This is a genomic window from Streptomyces sp. NPDC012835 (assembly GCF_042900885.1).
GTDB lineage: Bacteria > Actinomycetota > Actinomycetes > Streptomycetales > Streptomycetaceae > Streptomyces.
The window spans coordinates 105,455-124,130 of record NZ_JBIBBW010000008.1 but is presented as its reverse complement, the minus strand read 5'-3'; the positions used below and the strand labels follow the sequence as shown (position 1 = coordinate 124,130).

Annotated in this window: 15 protein-coding genes; 10 read left to right on the top strand and 5 right to left on the bottom strand. The window is 71.8% G+C overall.

Features of this window, described 5'->3' with window-relative positions; genetic code table 11:
• The first annotated feature begins 157 nt into the window (after positions 1–157).
• Entirely contained in the window at positions 158–1,387 is a 1,230-nt protein-coding gene (locus ACFY6S_RS27795) for a Cmx/CmrA family chloramphenicol efflux MFS transporter (protein ID WP_388818392.1), read from the top strand.
• Between the two features lie 93 nt (positions 1,388–1,480).
• Here the strand turns inward: ACFY6S_RS27795 and ACFY6S_RS27790 are convergent, their stop codons facing one another.
• Both ACFY6S_RS27790 and ACFY6S_RS27785 read right to left on the bottom strand, forming a co-directional pair.
• Positions 1,481–3,415: a cellulase family glycosylhydrolase gene (locus tag ACFY6S_RS27790; RefSeq protein ID WP_388818389.1), complete on the bottom strand. Its 1,935-nt coding sequence runs from the start codon at positions 3,413–3,415 to the stop codon at positions 1,481–1,483.
• Between the two features lie 247 nt (positions 3,416–3,662).
• On the bottom strand, positions 3,663–4,661 hold the full coding sequence (locus ACFY6S_RS27785) for a LacI family DNA-binding transcriptional regulator (protein WP_388818385.1): 999 nt from the start codon (positions 4,659–4,661) through the stop codon (positions 3,663–3,665).
• 236 nt (positions 4,662–4,897) lie between these two features.
• Here ACFY6S_RS27785 and ACFY6S_RS27780 point away from each other — a divergent pair, with 236 nt between their 5' ends.
• The 5 genes from ACFY6S_RS27780 to ACFY6S_RS27760 all read left to right on the top strand — a co-directional run bounded on the left by ACFY6S_RS27780 (position 4,898) and on the right by ACFY6S_RS27760 (position 10,853).
• Positions 4,898–6,226, top strand: a complete 1,329-nt coding sequence (locus ACFY6S_RS27780) for an extracellular solute-binding protein (protein WP_388818382.1) — start codon at positions 4,898–4,900, stop codon at positions 6,224–6,226.
• Complete coding sequence (locus ACFY6S_RS27775; RefSeq protein ID WP_388818379.1) at positions 6,226–7,218, top strand: carbohydrate ABC transporter permease; 993 nt, start codon at positions 6,226–6,228, stop codon at positions 7,216–7,218. The genes ACFY6S_RS27780 and ACFY6S_RS27775 overlap by 1 nt, the downstream gene beginning before the upstream one ends.
• Entirely contained in the window at positions 7,215–8,048 is an 834-nt protein-coding gene (locus tag ACFY6S_RS27770; RefSeq protein ID WP_388818375.1) for a carbohydrate ABC transporter permease, read from the top strand. The genes ACFY6S_RS27775 and ACFY6S_RS27770 overlap by 4 nt, the downstream gene beginning before the upstream one ends.
• A gap of 98 nt (positions 8,049–8,146) precedes the next feature.
• Positions 8,147–9,493 carry a 6-phospho-beta-glucosidase gene (locus ACFY6S_RS27765; protein ID WP_388818372.1) on the top strand — a complete coding sequence of 449 codons (1,347 nt, stop codon included), beginning with the start codon at positions 8,147–8,149 and terminating at the stop codon, positions 9,491–9,493.
• 91 nt (positions 9,494–9,584) lie between these two features.
• The gene (locus tag ACFY6S_RS27760) at positions 9,585–10,853 is read left to right on the top strand and encodes an alpha-L-fucosidase (protein ID WP_388818369.1); all 1,269 of its coding nucleotides are present in this window, start codon (positions 9,585–9,587) and stop codon (positions 10,851–10,853) included.
• 44 nt (positions 10,854–10,897) lie between these two features.
• On the opposite strand, the gene ACFY6S_RS27755 is transcribed toward ACFY6S_RS27760, so the two are convergent.
• Positions 10,898–11,863, bottom strand: coding sequence for a polysaccharide lyase family 1 protein (locus ACFY6S_RS27755; RefSeq protein WP_388818366.1), 966 nt, complete (start codon positions 11,861–11,863; stop codon positions 10,898–10,900).
• A gap of 266 nt (positions 11,864–12,129) precedes the next feature.
• Between ACFY6S_RS27755 and ACFY6S_RS27750 the strand changes: the two genes are divergently transcribed.
• The 3 genes from ACFY6S_RS27750 to ACFY6S_RS27740 all read left to right on the top strand — a co-directional run bounded on the left by ACFY6S_RS27750 (position 12,130) and on the right by ACFY6S_RS27740 (position 14,567).
• Entirely contained in the window at positions 12,130–12,750 is a 621-nt protein-coding gene (locus tag ACFY6S_RS27750) for a plasmid pRiA4b ORF-3 family protein (protein ID WP_388818363.1), read from the top strand.
• 120 nt (positions 12,751–12,870) lie between these two features.
• Positions 12,871–13,563 (top strand): TetR/AcrR family transcriptional regulator, encoded by a 693-nt coding sequence (locus ACFY6S_RS27745; RefSeq protein WP_388818360.1) that lies wholly within the window; start codon positions 12,871–12,873, stop codon positions 13,561–13,563.
• A 176-nt stretch (positions 13,564–13,739) separates the two neighbouring features.
• Positions 13,740–14,567 (top strand): lipase family protein, encoded by an 828-nt coding sequence (locus tag ACFY6S_RS27740; protein WP_388818358.1) that lies wholly within the window; start codon positions 13,740–13,742, stop codon positions 14,565–14,567.
• A 66-nt stretch (positions 14,568–14,633) separates the two neighbouring features.
• On the opposite strand, the gene ACFY6S_RS27735 is transcribed toward ACFY6S_RS27740, so the two are convergent.
• Positions 14,634–15,365, bottom strand: a complete 732-nt coding sequence (locus ACFY6S_RS27735; RefSeq protein WP_388818355.1) for a BPL-N domain-containing protein — start codon at positions 15,363–15,365, stop codon at positions 14,634–14,636.
• 293 nt (positions 15,366–15,658) lie between these two features.
• On the opposite strand from ACFY6S_RS27735, the gene ACFY6S_RS27730 reads away from it, so the two are divergent.
• Entirely contained in the window at positions 15,659–17,173 is a 1,515-nt protein-coding gene (locus tag ACFY6S_RS27730; RefSeq protein WP_388818352.1) for a carboxylesterase/lipase family protein, read from the top strand.
• A gap of 237 nt (positions 17,174–17,410) precedes the next feature.
• Here ACFY6S_RS27730 and ACFY6S_RS27725 read toward each other — a convergent pair whose 3' ends face one another.
• Positions 17,411–18,613: a glycoside hydrolase family 1 protein gene (locus tag ACFY6S_RS27725; protein ID WP_388818349.1), complete on the bottom strand. Its 1,203-nt coding sequence runs from the start codon at positions 18,611–18,613 to the stop codon at positions 17,411–17,413.
• Positions 18,614–18,676: the final 63 nt, after the last annotated feature.

The window sequence follows — 18,676 nt, the reverse complement described above, 5'->3', positions numbered from 1 at the left end:
CCGAGGCGCGCTTCAGGTCCGTGACACCACCGGACCTTCCGCCGCGTCGCCGCTTCGAGCCGCGTACCCCGTACGCGTCGAGCGGGCGCGGCACCCTCTCCCACCCCATCCGCTGCAGCTCAGTCGATCCATTTTCAGCCGACATTGGGGCTTCCTCGTGCCATTCGCTGTATACGTGCTCGGTCTGGCGGTCTTCGCCCAGGGCACCTCGGAGTTCATGCTGTCCGGGCTGCTGTCGGGCATCGCCGCCGATCTGCACGTCTCCATTCCGGCCGCCGGGCTGCTGACCTCGGCGTTCGCGATCGGGATGGTGCTCGGCGCGCCCCTGATGGCGTCGCTCAGCCGCGGCTGGCCGCGCCGGCGCGCGCTGCTGGTCTTCCTCGTCCTCTTCATCGCCGTCCATGTCGTCGGCGCCCTCACCCCCGGTTACGCGGTGCTGCTCGCCACCCGGATCGTGGCCGCGCTGGCGAACGCCGGGTTCTGGGCCGTGGCCCTCGCGACCGCGGTCGCCCTGGTCCCCCCGGAGGCGCGGGCCCGCGCCACCTCGGTCGTGGTCGGCGGGGTCACCGTCGCCTGTGTGGTGGGCGTTCCGGCCGGCGCGTCGCTGGGGGAGCGGTGGGGGTGGCGGGCCGCCTTCTGGGCCGTGGCCCTCGTCTCCGTACCGGCCGTCCTCGCCATCGTCAGGACGGTTCCCGCCGAGCGGCCCGAACCGTCCGGTACGGGGGTGCGCGGGGAGCTGCGGACGCTGGCCGGGCCCCGGCTGCTGCTCACGCTGCTGCTGAGCGCGCTCGTCCAGGGCGCCACGTTCTGCGCGTTCTCCTACCTTGAGCCGCTGGCCACCCGGGTCACCGGGCTCGGCTCCGCGTGGGTGCCCGTCCTCCTCGCGCTGTTCGGGGTGGGGTCCTTCGTGGGGGTCACGGTCGCGGGCCGGATCACCGAGGCCCGCGCCGACATGTTCGTCGGCGCCGGGCTGGTGTCGCTCGCCGCCGGCTGGGCCGCGCTCGCGCTGTCCGCGGCCGACCCGGTGGCGGCGGTCGTGCTCGTGTTCGTCCAGGGGATGCTCGCGTTCGGCACCGGAACCGCCCTGATCTCACGGGTCTTCCACCGAGCCCCCGGCGCCCCGACGCTGGCCGGGGCGTTCGCCACGGCCGCGTTCAACGTGGGCGCCGCGCTCGGGCCCTGGCTCGGCGGGCTCGCGATCACTCGGGGCCACGGCTTCCGGGCGCCGCTCTGGGTCAGCGCCCTGCTGATGGCCCTCGCGCTCCTCGCGGCCGGGGCGCTCACGCTCGCCGACCGGGCGGCGCACCGCGCGGCCGCCCACGGCGCGGCGGTACGGAGCGACGACGGGACCGGTGACGGACAGGAGGAGATCCCGGTGAAGGGCTGACGGCCCACCGGCCGGCCCGCCCCGCTCCTCCCGGCGGGGTGTGCGGGCGCCGACGGCACCCGAACACCCCGCCGGGAGGGAAACCCCCCGTGGTCACCCGGTACCGGTCAACCGCAACACCCGTACGCCGTACGGATCGAGGACCACCTCGCCGGCCGGCCCGCCGTCCAGCCCGGTCAGCCGCGCCCCGGCCGTGACGGACGGCTCGACCCGTACCTCCTCCCGGCCCTGGCTCACCAGCCAGACGAACCGGTGTCCGGCCTCGTGCTCCAGCAGGTCGACCGCGACCCGGGGGTCCCGCACCGTCACCGGCCGGCGCACACCCGCGTGCGCCGCCAGCGCGTCGTACAGCGGGACCGTGTCGTCCGGGTTGGCCCGCGGCGTGACGGAGGCCATGTGCTCCAGTGGATAGACGCACAGCACCACACTGCCCGCGCCCACCTCGCGCAGCAGCAGCGCGGGCCGCCCCCGGCCGTCCGTGGCCAGGACCTCCGCGCCGTCCGCCGCCACCGGCAGGAAGGCCCGGCCGCTGTCGGTACCCGTCGCGCGGAAGCGCAGTGTGTCGCCCGCGCCGAGCGTGCCGAAAGCGCGCCCGAAGGTGAGCGTCACCTCGTCGTCCTCGATCGGGTTCACCAACCCGTACTCCAACTGGTGCCGTACCCCGAAGAATTGATCCAGATGCGCGTACCACGGCCCGCGCTGTTCGTCATGGGATCCGGGGGAGTACGACACGTAGACCGTCGCGCCGCTCCGGGCCAGCTCCTCCAGCCGGTACCAGCTGGAGGACAGCAACTGCTTGGTGGAGGGCAGCAGATAGAGCCGGTGGCCGCCCGCGATGCCGTCGCTCTCCCGCACCACCTCGGCGGGCGCGTCCGCCAGCCGGGCCGTGATCCACGCCTGCCGGCCGACGCGCTCCACATGGCCCCGGTCCTCGGCCCGGGTGAAGGGGTAGAGCGTGTCCAGATACGAGGAGATCACCAGCGCGGTATCGGTGTCCGGCCGGAAACAGCGGTCGAAGTCCACCCGTTCCAGCGTCTCGGCGAACGAACGCACCTCACGCAGCTGGGGTTTGGGGGCGCCGGTGGCGTCGGTCAGCCCGAAGTGCATCTCGAAGGCGTGGTGCGAGTACGGCGGCTGCTCGCGCAGCGCGTCGTAGTCGGTGTTGTTCCAGGCGATCCAGCCGGTGGCCCCGGCCAGCAGGCTGTTGTGCAGCGCCTGGCGGTAGTAGCGGGCGGCGTGCGGACCCGAGGCGAAGTCCGAGGTGAGCCCGAACTCCTCCAGCACCACCGGCCGGCCGAAGCTCCCGGTCAGCTCGCACACCCACGCCGCCGCGTAGTGCTGGCGGACCGGATCGTCCTCCATGCGGTAGACATGCGGCCCCAGCCAGTCGCTGAGCGCCGCGCAGTCCCGCAGCCGGAAGCCGTTGTCGTGACCGGAGTTCTCCAGCCCCCAGGCGCCGTCGCCCAGCGAGACCGGCTGCCGCGCGCCCGACGCCCGTACCGCGTCCACCACGATCTGCGCCCAGGAGGAGACCTCCTCCCGGGTCGCTCCCTGCCTGCCGTAGATCGGCATCTCGTTGGAGACCAGCCAGCCGGCGACCGCCGGATGGTCCTTGAAACGGCCGGCCATCTCCCGGGCGAACCACGCCTGCCGGGCCACCAGCCACACATCGGTGTACAGATCGCGGCCGCCGCGCCACGCCGGGTCCCAGTTCTCCCCCGACATGTGGCCGACCAGGAAGGTCGGCACCGTGGTCATGCCGAGGGCCTGATGCCGGTCCAGGAAATCGGCGAAGCGGGCGCACAGCTCGTCGTCGATCCGGTCGGGCTCGGGCATGAAGTCCGGCCAGTAGTAGAACGACCGGGTCATGGTGAGCCCGTGGTCGCGCAGCACCCGCAGCTCCCCGTCGACCACCTCGCCGTCGTACGAACGCCACATGAGAGGGCCTCCGGTACGCGACCAGAAATTGGCGCCGATCCAGGTGACGGGGTGATCGCCGACGGACATCCGGGCAGCGGGACGCGGCATCTGTGAAATCTCCCTCGGTACGGTGACACGGGGCGGAACGGCGAGGCCGAAAAGGGCAGGAGTGCGAGGCCCGGTGCGGACGGGCGTACCGTGCGCCGAACAGTCAAACGCTGTACCGGTTTAGCGTCAAGCCCGAGAACACGACGGTAAACCGGTTTAGGGATCTCCCGGACGGGTGAGCGGGCGGGAGCGTGCCGCGAGGGCGGCGCGGCTGCGGGGAGGGCGCGGCTGCGGGGAGGGCGCGGCCCTACGCGGGCGGCGCCGCGACGCTCCCGCGTACCGTCAGGCGTGGCGCCGGGTCCTCCAGATCCCCCACGGCCCGTCCGCCCGCCGCCTCCCGGAGCCGCCGCGCCGCGTGCGCCCCATGGGCCGCGATGTCCCTGCTGAGCGCGGTCAGCGGCGGATCGACCAGCTCGCACAGGGCCGAGTCGTCCCACGCCACGACGGAGACGTCGGCGGGCACCCGCAGCCCCATGGAGTGGGCGGTGGTCAGGCCGGAGACGGCCATCACGTCGTTGTCGTACACGATCGCGGTGGGCCGGTCCGCCGCGCCCAGCAGCTCCCGGGTGACGGCCGCTCCCCGCTCCCCGCTGTAGTCCGCCTCCACGGTCCTTCCGGTCAAGCCCAGTTCCGCCACCGCGGCGTCGAAGGCCGCGGTACGGATCGCCGTATGGCGCAGCCGGGACGGCCCGCCGACCCTGGCCAGCCGCCGGTGCCCCAGCGCGGCGAGGTGCCGGACCACGGTGCTGACGGCCGCCGCGTCGTCGCTCCACACGGCGGGCAGCCGCCCCGTGCCCACGGGCGCCCCGATCACCACCGCCGGCATCCCCAGCTCCTCCAGCACCGGCACCCGGGCGTCCTCGGCCTGGAGGTCCACCAGGAAGACACCGTCCACCCGGCGCCTGGCCCACCAGGACCGGTACACGGCGATCTCCGCCGCCTGGTCCTCGGCCATGGTGAAGACCAGGGGGGTGGCGTCGGTGATCAGCTCGGACTGGATGCCGGAGATCAGCTGCATGAAGAAGGGCTCCAGGCCGAGGGTGTGCGCGGGACGGTCGATGACCAGCCCGAACGCCCCCGCCGTGCCCCCGGACAGCGCCCGGGCCGCGCTGTTGGGCTGCCACCCCAACTCCTCGGCGATGGCCAGGATCCGCCGCCGGGTCGGCTCCGAGACCCCCGGGCGGTTGTTGAGCGCGAAGGAGACGGCGCCCTTGGTGACTCCGGCCCGGCGTGCTATGTCGCTCATGGTGGGGCGTTTCACGGTGGCGTGCCTCGCATTTCTCCACGGGTGCGGATACCCCCGGCCGCCGGGACCTCCGGCGTATTCGACGCGTATTCGACAAGTGTTCGCCGGGGAGCGGAGAAATACAATGCACCGGCATTGACACTCGCTTTCCCGCGCCCTTAATTTCACGGCGTCGGAAGGTGCGCGGACCACCGCCGGCCGTTCCCTGTCGCCGTACCACCGAGCAAAGGGCCGTCATGACGTCACACAGATTACGGAAGACCGGTTCGGTCGTGCTCCCGGTCGCGGCCGCGCTGCTGGTCGCGGGCTGCACCGGGAGCGGAGCCAGCTCCAAGGGCGCGGACGCGAAGGCCGCCACCGACCCGGCGAAGGTGTCCGGGGCGATCACCGTCCTGACCCACCGCACCGACTGGGTGCAGGACGGCACGATGAAGAAGTACGCCGACGCGTTCCGGAAGACCTACCCCAAGGTGACCGTCAGGTTCGAGGGCATCACCGACTACGAGGGGGAGGTCAAGATCCGGATGAACACGAAGAACTACGGCGACGTCCTCATGATCCCCGGCGCCGTCAGGAGGAGCGACTACCCCCGGTTCTTCGCCTCCCTGGGCACCCGGGCCGAGCGCGCGGGGAAGTTCCGGTTCACGGCCTTCACCACGGTGGACGGCAAGGTGTACGGACAGAGCCCGATCGGGGTGGCCCCCGGGTTCCTCTACAACAAGAAGGTGTGGAAGGACGCGGGGATCACCGACTGGCCCACCACCCCGGCCGAGTTCCTCACCGACCTCAAGGCGATCAAGGCGAGGACCGACGCGGTCCCGTACTACACCAACTTCAAGGACATGTGGCCGCTCACCCAGTGGACCACCGCCATGGGCTCGGTCGGCTGCGCGGTCCAGGCCAACAACGACCTCGCGGACCACGACCCGTGGGCGAGCGGCTCCGAACTGCGCACCATCGACACCCTGCTGTACGACATGGTCCACGGGAAGCTCGTCGAGAAGGACCCGTCCACCACCAACTGGGAAGGCTCCAAGCCCCAGTTGGCCAAGGGGAGGATCGCCACCATGTGGCTCGGCTCCTGGGCCGTCGCGCAGTTCCGGGACGCCGCCGAAAAAGCCGGGACCGACCCCGACGACATCGGCATCATGCCCTTCCCGGCCCAGGTGGACGGCCGGTTCTGCGCCGTCGCCTCGCCCGACTACGCACAGGCCGTGAACGTCAACTCCGCCCACAAGGAGGCCGCCCGCGCCTGGATCGACTGGTTCACCGAGAAGTCCGGGTACGCGGCGGACAACCTGGCGCTCTCGCCGCTGAAGGACGCCCCGCTGCCGGACGTCCTCGAGCCGTACACCGAGAAGAACGTGAGGTTCATCGAGCTGGACCAGGCCAGGGCCGCGCTCGTCGACGACATCGACAACGCCGCCGAGATCGGACTGAAGAAGCCGGACTACCGCCAGGACCTGGTCGATCTCGCCCGCGGCGCGAAGAAGGGCGGCCTGGACGGGTTCCTCGCCGATCTCTCCGAGCGCTGGGCCGAGGCGGCGCGGACCGCGGGCTCCTGATGCGCCGGACCACGGACAGGGCCGTCCCCGGCAGGGCGCTCCGGAGTCCCGCCGGGGACGGCGCCGCCCCCTCCCCGGGGCAGGCGCACGGTGCCGGGCCGACCGCCACGCCGCGCCCCCGCCGGGACACCCGGTGGCGGGAGGCCACGCCCTGGTTCTTCCTGCTGATCCCGCTGGCGCTGCTGATGGTCTTCACCTACGCGCCGGTCGTCAACATGATCGCGTACAGCTTCACGGACTGGGACGGTGTCAGCCCCGACCTGAAGGTCACCGGCGTCCACAACTACGCCGACATCTTCACCCGTCCCGAGCTGTTCCAGGTGTTCTTCGTCAGCGGCTACTACCTCGCCGCGTCGGTGGTGCAGATCGCCGTCGCGCTCTACTTCGCGACCGTGCTGAGCTTCCACATCCGCTTCCGCGACTTCTTCAAGGGTGTGCTGTTCTTCCCGTACCTGATCAACGGGGTCGCGATCGGCTTTGTCTTCCTCTACTTCTTCCAGGACGGCGGCACCCTCGACTCGGTCCTGCGGCTGTTCGGCGCCGGGACCGAACGGGCCTGGCTCGGGACACCGGCCTCGGCGAACATCTCGCTGGCCGGGGTGTCGGTCTGGCGCTACACGGGGCTCAACTTCGTGCTGTTCCTCGGTGCGATCCAGTCCGTCCCGGGCGAGCTGTACGAGGCGTCCGCACTGGACGGCGCCAACCGCTGGCAGCAGTTCCGGCACATCATCGCGCCGGGCATCCGGCCGATCCTCGGCCTCAGTGTGATCCTGTCGGTCTCCGGCTCCCTGGCCGTCTTCGAGATCCCCTACATCATGACCGGCGGCGCCACCGGCACCGAGACCTTCGTGATCCAGACCGTGAAGCTCGCCTTCCAGTTCAACAAGACGGGACTGGCCTCGGCCGCCGCCGTCGTACTGCTGGTGATCATTCTCCTGGTGACCTGGGTGCAGCGGCGCCTCGTCCCGGACGACAAGGCGGATCTCGTATGAGGACACGCGCACACCTCGCCGCCACACTGAAGTACCTCTCCCTGGTGGTGGCCTCCGTCGTGGTGCTGCTGCCGCTCGGAGTCATCTTCCTGACCTCGCTGAAGACCGACGAGGAGATGGCCGACGGCAGCGGCGCGCTCACCCCGCCCCGCGACCCGCTGAACTTCGCCAACTACGTGACGGCCTTCTCCGACGGCCGGATGGTCGGCGCCTTCGGGAACACCGCGTTCATCCTGCTGTTCGCCATCACCGGCACCGTGGTCATCGGCTCGATGACGGCGTACGCGATCGACCGGTTCCGCTTCCGGCTGCGCAAGCTCGTGATCGCGCTGTTCCTGGTCGCCACCCTGGTGCCCGGGGTGACCACGCAGGTCGCGACCTTCCAGATCGTCGACAGCCTCGGACTCTTCGACTCCCTCTGGGCGCCGATCGTCCTCTACATGGGCACCGACATCGTCTCGATCTACATCTTCCTCCAGTTCATCCGGTCCATCCCGGTCTCCCTGGACGAGTCCGCGCGACTGGACGGCGCCAACGCCTTCACCGTCTACCGGAAGATCATCCTTCCGCTGCTCAAACCGGCCATCGCCACCGTCGTCATCATCAAGGGCATCACCGTCTACAACGACTTCTACATCCCGTTCCTCTACATGCCGTCCGAGGAACGGGGCACCATCTCGACCTCGCTGTTCCGCTTCAAGGGCCCCTTCGGGGCGCACTGGGAGACCATCTCGGCGGGGGCCGTCCTGGTCATCCTGCCCACGCTGATCGCCTTCCTCTTCCTCCAGCGCTACATCTACAACGGCTTCACCCGGGGAGCCACACGCTGAGCCGCCCGCCCCGGAACGGGTGTCCGGTGTGATACGCGGGCGGGCCCGGTGCAAAGCTGGTTCCGTAGCAACGCGGTTCGGGCGACGGAGGTCCAGATATGAGGCTCACCATTCTCGGCGGCGGCGGGTTCCGGGTCCCGCTGGTGTACGGGGCACTGCTCGGCGACCACGCCGAGGGCCGGATCACCCACGTCACCCTGCACGACCTCGACCCCGCCCGGCTGACGGCCGTCGCCCGGGTCCTCGCCGACCAGGCCGCAGCCGCCCCCGACGCGCCGTCCGTCACCGTCACCACCGACCTCGACGAGGCACTGCGCGGCGCCGACTTCGTCTTCTCCGCCCTTCGCGTCGGCGGCCTGGAGGGCCGCGCGGCCGACGAGCGCGTCGCCCTGGAGCTGGGCGTCCTGGGGCAGGAGACGGTCGGCGCCGGGGGCATCGCGTACGGGCTGCGCACGGTGCCCGTGGCCGTCGACATCGCGCGGCGGATCGCCCGGCTCGCCCCCGACGCCTGGGTCATCAACTTCACCAACCCGGCCGGTCTGGTCACCGAGGCCATGTCCCGCCACCTCGGCGACCGCGTCATCGGCATCTGCGACTCGCCGGTGGGACTCGGACGGCGCGTGGCACGCGTCCTCGGCGCCGATCCGGACGAGGCGGGCATCGACTACGTGGGCCTCAACCACCTCGGCTGGCTGCGCGGGCTGCGCGTCGCCGGCCGCGACGAACTCCCGCGCCTGCTCGCCGACACCGAGGCCCTCGGCTCCTTCGAGGAGGGCCGCCTCTTCGGACCCGACTGGCTCCGGTCCCTCGGCGCGATCCCCAACGAGTACCTGCACTACTACTACTTCAACCGCGAGACGGTCCGCGCCTACCAGGAGGCCGAGCGGACCCGGGGCGCCTTCCTCCGCGACCAACAGGCCGTCTTCTACGAGGAGATGGCCCGGCCCGACGCACCCGCCCTGCTCACCTGGGACCGTACCCGCGCCGAACGCGAGGCGACGTACATGACGGCGAACCGCGAGTCCGCCGGTCTGGCGGAGCGCGACGAGAGCGACCTGGAGTCCGGCGGCTACGAACAGGTCGCCCTCGCCCTGATGCGCGCCATCGCCCGCGACGAGCGCACCACCCTCATCCTCAACGTCCGCAACCGCACCACCCTGCGGGTCCTGGACGAGGAAGCGGTCATCGAGGTGCCCTGCCTGGTGGACGCGAACGGCGCCCACCCGCTGGCGGCCGACCCGCTGCCCGACCACGCGACCGGGCTGGTCTGCGCCGTCAAGGCCGTCGAACGCGAGATCCTCGCCGCCGCCGAGAGCGGATCGCGCGCCACCGCCGTCAAGGCGTTCGCGCTGCACCCGCTCGTGGACTCGGTGAACATCGCCCGCCGGCTCGTCGACGGCTATACGGACGAGCACCCCGCTCTGGCCTATCTGAACCGCGCGTAGGATCCCCTCGTGCGCGCCGCGCCACCCGGGGTGCGGGCGCTTCACGGCCGTACCACCACCCCTCTCACCGCGCCTTACCGAGGAGCCGAGCGTGGCCATGCAACCGTGGTTCTCCGAAGCCAAGTTCGGTGTCTTCCTCCACTGGGGGATCTACGCGGTCGACGGCGTCCAGGAGTCCTGGTCGTTCTTCGAGGGCGACGTGCCGCACGACCGGTACATGGCCCAGCTCGACCGGTTCACCGCCGCCCGCTACCAACCCCGTGAGTGGGCCGCGCTGTTCGCCCGGGCCGGCGCCCGCTACGCCGTACTGACCTCCCGGCACCACGACGGCGTGGCGCTGTGGGACACGGCGCACGGCGACCTCGACGTCGTACGGCACACCCCGGCCGGCCGCGACCTCGTCGGTCCGTACGCGGAAGCGCTGCGCGAGCACGGTCTGAAGGTGGGCCTCTACTACTCCCACAGCGACTGGAACCATCCGGACTACGCCTCCCTGCGGCACGAGGGCCGCCCCGGCTGGGCGCGGTTCAACCCGTACGCGGAGGCCCCCGAGGGGCAGGAGGACCCGGCGGCGTGGGACCGCTATCTGGCCTACCGCGACGGCCAGGTGGGGGAGTTGGCCCGGCGGTTCCGGCCGGATCTGCTCTGGTTCGACGGAGAGTGGGAGCGCACCGGGGAACAGTGGCGGATACGTGAGCTGGCCGGGCTGATCCGCGCGGAACTCCCGGAGTGCGTGCTCAACGCCCGGATGCTCGGCGAGGGCGACTACGCCACCCCGGAACAGGGCGTGCCGATCGACGCCCCCGACGGCCCCTGGGAGCTGTGTCTCACCGTCAACGACTCCTGGGGCCACCGCCACCACGACGACAACCACAAGTCCACCACCCAGCTGGTCCGCTACCTCGCCGAGACCGTCGGCGCGGGCGGCAATCTGCTGCTGGCGGTGGGGCCGAGGGAGGACGGCACCCTCCCCGCCGAGCAGGTCGAGCGCCTCGAAGGCATCGGCGCGTGGATCGCCGCCCACGCGGAGGCGGTGTACGGGACGGTGGCCGGGCTGCCCCCGGGACACCACTACGGCCCGAGCACCCGCTCCGCCGACGCCCGCACCCTGTATCTGACGCTTTTCGACATCCCGCGCGGACCGGTCGGCGTACGGGGGCTGCGCACCCCCGTACGCCGGGTCAGTGTGCTGGGCACCGGCACCGAACTCGGCCACCGGGTCACCGGCGGGCTCCACGAGGTGCCCGGTGTGCTGTGGATCGACCCGCCGCCGGCCGCCGACCTCGACGCGCACGCGACCGTGCTCGCCGTCGAACTCGCCGGCGAACTCGACCTGTACCGGGGCGCCGGACGGTCCTGACCGTCCGGCGCGCGGTACGGCCGGGGCGCCGGGCCCCGTCCGGATCAGATCTTGCCGGTCCCCGCCCCCGCCGTCACCGAGGCGACGACGGTCGAAGCGGGCTCGGCCGTGTAGCTGTACGGAGGCGTGGTGAAGCTGCCCGTGCCGGAGATCTCGGTGGCCGCCCCGCCGAGGTCGTTCCCGCGCAGCACGGCGTAGCCGTCCACACTGCTGCTGCGGCTGGTCGTCACGGCGATCTTGGTGTCGCGGAAGACATTGTTCTCCACCAGCATCTGCGCGCCCATCCGGGAGTGGCAGGCGGTGTCGGCGCCCTGGACGTAGTTGTCGTAGAAGTGACCGGTGCCGAAGCGCAGGCTGGGCAGCCGGGAGTAGACGTTGCTGAACGAGTTGTGGTGGTACGTGACCCGCAGATGCCCGGTGTCCTCCGAGGCGTTGCTGTCACTGTGGCCGACGAGCGATCCCTTGTAGTGGTCCTTGAAGGTGTTCCAGGAGACGGTGACGTTGTCCGACGCGTGGGTGATGTCGAGGAGACCGTCGTAGTAGTCCTTGTCGTGGTCGCGGTCGGCCGAGAAGGCGTTGTGGTCGATCCACACCCGGGTGGACTTCTGGACGGTGATGCCGTCCGAGGGCGCGACCGGCTTGCTGATGTTGAGATTGCGGACGACGACGTTGGTCGATTCCTTGATGCGCAGTCCGCCGCCGGTGAAGCCGGAGCCCGAACCCACGCCCAGGACCGTGGTGTTCGAGCCCACGTCGACCTGACCGGTGAGGCTGATCAGCCCGGATACCCGGACGACTTTCGCTGAGCTGCCCGCGACCGCCGAGGTGAAGGCGGAGAGCGTACTGACGGTGACGGGGCTGGCGCTGCCGCCGCCGGTGGTGCCCGCCGCGTAGCCGATGGGCGTGGTCTCGGCGGCCGCGGCGGACTGCTGCGGTATCGCGCCGAGGGCGAGGACGGCGGTGGCCGAGGCGAACAGGGCGGCGGCGCGGCGGCCGGTGATGGTGGGCATACGTGGGGTGTCCCTTCGAAGCGGATGGGGCGCGTTTTCCAGGGCGTTCTCCTCCTTGTCGCCGTCGGAGCCCGAAAGGTTGCAGGGTCGCGGCACCGGGTCCGTACCGCCCCGTACCCCGGACTGCCCCGCCGAACGGACATCCGGTCCCGCGCCGCCCCGCGCCCACCGGGGCGAGCCGGAGCGCCGTCGGGCAACCGCCTCCTACGACCGGCCCCGGTCGCGGGCGGCCGGGCCGGATCGAGGGCGCTGGCAGGATGACGGCCATGGCGAACACCAGGCGCGCGCAGCCCCGCTCCCGGACGGCACCGGGCCACACCGTCCACCGGATCAAGGCCGTCCTGCGTGACTCGCGGCCCCCGGTCTGGCGCCGTCTCGAGGTGCCGTCGGCCGTCACGCTCCAGCAGCTGCACCACATCGTCCAGGCCGCCTTCGGCTGGGAGGACGCGCACATGTGGGCCTTCAGAACCCCGAAGAACCGCTGCCGCCACCGCGCCTCGCGACGGGAGCCGACGATTCTCAGCCCCGACGCCACACGCCTGGAGCAGCTCGCGCCGCGCCCCGACGACCGGCTGTCCTACCTCTACGACTTCGGGGACTGCTGGGAGCACAGCCTGCGCGTCGAGGCCGTCACCCACCCCGAGCCCGGCACCGCCTACCCCCGCTGCCTCACCGGCCGCCGCGCCTGTCCGCCGGAGGACTCGGGCGGGATCCGGGGATACGGGTATCTGCTCGACGTACTCGCCGACCCCAGCCACGAGGAGCACGAGGAGCGGCTGCGTCGGCTCGGCCTGGACTCCGCCGACCAGTTCGACCCGGCCGCCTTCGACCTGGAGCGGATCAACGCCGCACTCGCCGGGTGCGCCGCCGTACCGGCCGGGAGCTGAATCCACAGCTACCACGACCCCACCGCCCGGCCGGTTCCACCGTGGCTGCCGCGGTGGACCCCGCCCCACTGAACCGCGGTGACGAGCTGGCGCAATACCGCCGGGGATAGGCTGTGAGGCATGCACACCGAGCCGCCCCGGACCGCGCGACCGGGCGGCCCGGCCCCGGCCCCCGGCGCACCGCCCGCGCTGCGCGCCGACGCGCTGCACAACCGCGGCCGCATCGTCGAGGCCGCCCGCGAGTCCTTCGCCGCCCGGGGACTCGACGTCCCGATGGCCGCCATCGCGCGGCGCGCCGGCGTCGGCATCGCCACGCTCTACCGGCGCTTCCCCACCAAGGAGGCGCTGATCACCGAGGCGTTCGCCGAACAGCTCGGCGTGTGCGTCTCGGTGGTCCACGAAGCGCTGGCCGACCCCGACCCCTGGCGCGGCTTCCGCACGGTCATCGAGAGGGTGTGCGCCCTGCACGCCACCGACAGAGGCTTCACCGCGGCGTTCCTCTCGGCCTTCCCCGACGCGGTCGCCTTCGACCGGGAGCGCGACTGCGCCGAGCGGGGCTTCGCCCTGCTCGTCCAGCGCGCCAAGGACGCCGGGCAGCTGCGTGCCGACTTCGCGCACGAGGACCTCGCCCTGATCCTCATGGCCAACAGCGGCATCACCGCCGACTCCACCGAGGCGGCCCAGGCCGCCTCCCGTCGCCTGGTGGCGTACCTGCTGCACTCCTTCCGCGCCGTCCCCGACACCTCGCCGGCCCCGCTCCCGCCACCGCCGCCGCTCCGGCTCACCTCCCTGCTCGGCCCGCCGCCCCCGTAGGCGCGGCTCCGCGAAGGGGAGCGGCTGAGGGAGGGGCGTCGACCGCCCGGCGGCAACGGGGAGGACGGCCGGGTATCTCCATCCGTACGGGTGATCCCGGGCGCGAGTTGTTCATCTTCGTCCCCATACGCCGCTAGGTTGCCGGGCGAACCTAGCGGCTATCACTGAGGACACCGATGACTTTCCCCGCCATGGACCACTCGACGACCCGTTACTCCCTCCCGCACGCCTACTGGATGGCGCAAGCGGCCGGGCTCGCCGCGCTGGACCGGGACGCCATCGACTCCCGGGCCGGCGAGTGGGGCTTCCGGGAAGTGCGGCACTTCGAGTCGACGCACCGGATGCCGTTCCCCATCGAGGACACCCAGGCGTACGTCATGGCCAGTGATCGCATGATCGTCACCGGCTTCCGGGGCACCGAGGTGCTGAAGATCTACGACTGGCTCACCGACGTCAACACCCCGCCCGTCCCCGGACCGGCGAACAAGGGCTTCGTCCACTACGGCTTCCACCGCGCCCTGGAGTCCGTCTTCCCCCGGATCCGCGACACCATCCAGGAACTGCGCACCGACGGTCAGACCGTCTGGTTCACCGGGCACAGCCTCGGCGGAGCCCTCGCGATGCTGGCGGGCGCCCGTCTGTACTTCGAGGAGCCCAAGCTGCTGCCCGACGGCGTCTACACCTTCGGCCAGCCCCGCACCTGCGAACGGCTCCTCGCGAGCGCGCACAACACGGCCTTCAGGAAGCGCTGCCACCGCTTCGTCAACAACAACGACATCGTCCCCCAGCTCCCGCCCGAGCCGGTCTACACACACGTCGACGCGATGCGCTACTTCGACGCCGACGGGAAGCTCCACGACACGATGCCACTGCTGGCCGGCTTGAAGGACCGGGTGAAGGGGGTGGGCGCCGACCTGTTCGCCCCGGAGACCGACGCGGTCAAGGACCACCATCTGACCAACTACCTCGCCGCCTTCGAGAAGAACCTCACCAGGACCGGCTGAGCGCCGCACCGGACTCCGCGCCCTCGGCCGCCGGGGCCGGCCACAGGACGGCCCCGGTACATCCGGTCAGTTGTCCAGTACGGCGGCGACGAGGTCCACCGCGAGGTCGTGCGTGTCCTGGAAGGGAAGCGCGGCATCCGTGAACCAGTCGGCGGTGGCCTCCGGGTGCGGCCCGACGACGGCGACGCGGCCCGCGCCGTACGGGGTGACGAGCGCGGCGGTGAGGCCGTTGGTGTAAGTGGCCAGCACGGTAGGGTCCGTATCCGGTTCGGGTGCGAACCAGGCGCCGTCCTGGAAGAAGAGTGTGCGGCGCCGCCCCCGCCAGTCGACTTCGACCAGGGCGTCGTCCTCGGTGGTGACCGTGGCGCCGTCCGAGCAGATGTACTGGTCGACCGTGCCGGACAGCAGACCGAACCCCTCGTCCGGCCCGGCGAGATAGCCGCCGAGACAGAAGCCCAGGTAGCGGCCGCCCTGCCCGACGAAGTCACGGATCGCCTCCTTGTGCTGCTTGAGCTGCCGGTAGGCGGGCGAGAGGGAGCCGCCGCCGGGCTGCGCGTACAGCCGGGCGCCGGCCAGTGTGCCGGGCGACAGCGGGAGGTCCCCCCGGGGCCCGACGGTACGGACCTCCAGGCCCCAGGGACCGTTGGCCAGGAGGCCGACGACCGTGTCGGCACAGTCCCTGTCCTCCTGGGTACGGCCCCGGTACACCAGCGCCACGGGACCCGCCCCGGTCGGCGCGGACGGGCGGGACACACCGAGGGTACGGCGCAGCGAATCGAGGATGCCGGAGGATTTCATGGCTCCCTGCCAGGTTGTTCGTGCGCGGCGGTCCGCGTGGTCCACGGTCGGCGGAGAGCCGTCCGGCGCCTTTCTCCGCCCCGCGCGACGCGTACGCGATGCTCCCCCGTTCGCTGGGGGACACGATGTTCCCCTGCCGCGTGGGAGCCGGACTTCCCTTTATGGCACCCGCTCCGTGCCGGGCGCGACCGTCCGCCGAGAGGGAACGTTCATCCCTCACCCGTATGCCGTCGGGCCGCCGCCGTGACAAACCCCTTCGTGTGTGGCCGGAGACTGTGGCAGGGTCATGGCGCATGGACGACACGTGGGGGGCCGGAGCCGATTTCCGCACGACGAGCGGACCGGTGCGTGGCAGGCGCTCGCCCGAAGGTGTCACAGCCGTCCTCGGAATCCCCTACGCCACGGCGCCCTTCGGCCCCGGCCGTTTCCGCCGGCCGCGGCCCGCCGCCGGTTGGCGCGGGCGGCGGGACTGCGGCGCCTTCGGGCCCGTCGCGCCGCAGTCGGCGGAACTTCCGGGTTCACCGGTCTGGCGCCCCGGGGACGAGGACGTTCTCACCGTCAACGTATGGGTACAACCACGGCCGGACGGTGGCCCGTTGCCGGTACTGGTCTGGATCCACGGTGGCGCCTACACGTTCGGCTCCTCCGCCCAGCCCGATTTCGACGGCACCGCGCTCGCCCGAGCCGGGGTGCTCGTCGTCAGTTGCAACTACCGGGTCGGCTTCGAGGGGTTCGGTCATGTGCCGGGCCTCCCCGACAACCGCGGCCTGCTCGACCAGGCGGCGGCCCTGCGCTGGGTACGGGAGAACATCGCAGCTTTCGGCGGTGACCCCGGCAATGTCACGGTCGCCGGGCACTCCGCCGGAGCGGGATCGGTCGCCTGCCTGATGGCCATGGAGGAGACGCGCGGCCTGTTCCGCAGGGCCATCGCCCACAGCGTGCCCGACGCCTTCCTCACCGTCGAGGCCGCCGTAGCGACCACATCGAGGATCGCGGCCGAAGCCGGGGTGGCCCCGACGGCGGAGGGGCTGCTCTCGGCCTCGCCGGGGCGGCTGGTGGCCGCTGCCGACAGAGTCGCCGGACGCTTGGGTGACGACCCGGTGGTGGCGATCCAGGCATACGACCCGGTCGTCTTCCAGCCCGTCGTCGGCGGCGAGGTGCTGCCCGCGGATCCGCTCTCCGCCCCGGCTTCCGGTATCGCGCGCGACGTGGACCTCCTGGTGTGCCACACGCTGGAGGAGTACTGGTTCCTGCACGAGATCGGAGGGGTGCGGGAGGTCACCTCGGAGGCGGAACTCGTCGGCTTCGCCCGGGCCCTGCGACTGTCCGGCCGGGTCGTCGAGGGCTACCGCGCGCTGATGCCGGACGCCCCGGTGCTCGACCGGTACCTCGCGCTGTCCGGCGACGCCCGGTTCGGCGAGTACAGCAGCCGGCTCGCCGAACGTCACGCGGGGGCGGGCGGCCGAGCGTATCTGTCCCGCTTCGCCCGCCGACGTGCGACTCCGAGCGGCGAGACGCGTCCCTGGCACACCGCCGACATCCCGTTCGCCTTCGGCAACCTCGACGCCGACGGCGCCGCCTTCCTCATCGGAGGGGCGCCCGACGAACAGGACCGCGCCCTGTCCCGTCGCATGCTGCGCGCCTGGGTCGACTTCGCCACCCACGGCGACCCGGGCTGGCCGCCGGTCACCGCCGATGTCACCCCGGTGAAGGTCTGGGCCGTCCCCGGGGACCGCATGGCCGACGACGGCGACTCGGCCGTACGCGCGCTGTGGCGGGGCGTCCCGCTCGATCTCCAGCGACGGTGAAGGCCGCACGGCGCCGGGCGACTCGCAGGTCGGGCCTTCCCGCGCCGACGGGCCCGGTACGGCGGCCGGTTCACGACCTGTCCCAACGGTCCCGGCGCGGCGGCCGGTGCACGACCTGCCTCGACAGGCCCGGCGCGGTGCCGGTGCACGAGCGGACCGGTCCCGGTGACCGTCAGGTGACACCGGGACCGGTACGGGCGGGAGCCGGCCCCGCGGCTCCCGGTCGGTGGGCCGGCCTCAGCCTGCCGTACGGGGGAGCGCGCGGGTGCGGCCCATCGCGCCCAGCCAGGTGGCGGACGGCTTGGGCAGCCGCTCGAAGGTCTCCGGGTCCCAGCCGATCAGCCCGAACGTCGGCTTGTAGGAGCCCCACTCGTAGTTGTCCAGCGCGCTCCAGGCCAGGTAACCGTGGATCCGCAGGCCGTCCTGGAGGGCGGCGGCGACCTCGTTCAGCGCGCCGGTGTAGTAGTCGATCCGCCGGCCGTCGTCGCCGGTCGCGATGCCGTTCTCGGTGACGATCAGCGGCATGTCGGGGCCGGCGATCTCGGCGGTGTGGCGCAGCGCGTGGCCGACCGCCGACGGGTAGTACTCCCACTGCGTGAGGGTGCGTTCGGCGTCCTCGGGAGTGGGGATGGGACCGTCGGCGCCGATCCGGGTCCGGGTATAGGACTGCACACCGATCCAGTCGTCGTCGCGGGCGGCTTCGATGAAGATGTCCTCGCGGGGGTGACGGTAGGCCGCTGTGACCTCCTCGGCACCGGGAAGCGCCTGGTAGACCTGGTTGGCGATGGTCCAGCCCACCCGGATGCCGGGGTTGATCGCCCTGACCTCCTTGACGGCCGCGTGGTGCGCGGCGATCACGGCGTGCGTGGTCTCCTCGTCCGGGGTCGGCAGCCCGGCCGGCGGGAACCCGATGTCGCCGCGCTTGGCCTGGCCCGCCATGACAGCGATCATGTTGGGCTCGTTGATGGTGCAGACATGGCCGACGCCCTCGGCGATGACCGGCGCGCAGGCCGCCACATACCGGGCGAACAGCTCGGGGCCGTCCTCCGCGGTGAAGCCGCCGCGCTCCTCGAACCACCGCGGCACGGTGAAGTGGTGCAGGGTGACCATCGGACGCAGGCCACGCTCGACGGCGCCCTCGACCATGCGGCGGTAGTGGGCGAGTTCGGCGCGGGAGAACGCGCCCTCGGCGGGCTCGATGCGCGCCCACTCGATGGAGAACCGGTAGTCGGTGAAGCCGAGGCCGGCCAGCACGTCCATGTCCTCGTGCCAGCGGTGGTAGCTGTCGCAGGCGTCCAGGCTGGGTTCCTGGATGTGGGTGCCCGCGGTGTGTTCCTTGACCCACCAGTCGCTGTTGGTGTTGTTGCCCTCGATCTGGTGGGCGGCCGTGGAGGCTCCCCACAGGAAGCCTTCGGGGAACGGGACCTGGGTGTGCGTCATCGCGAAACGTCTTTCCGGTGGGGGAGGGGAGTGGCGGGGTGAGGAAGCAGATGAAGGAGTTGA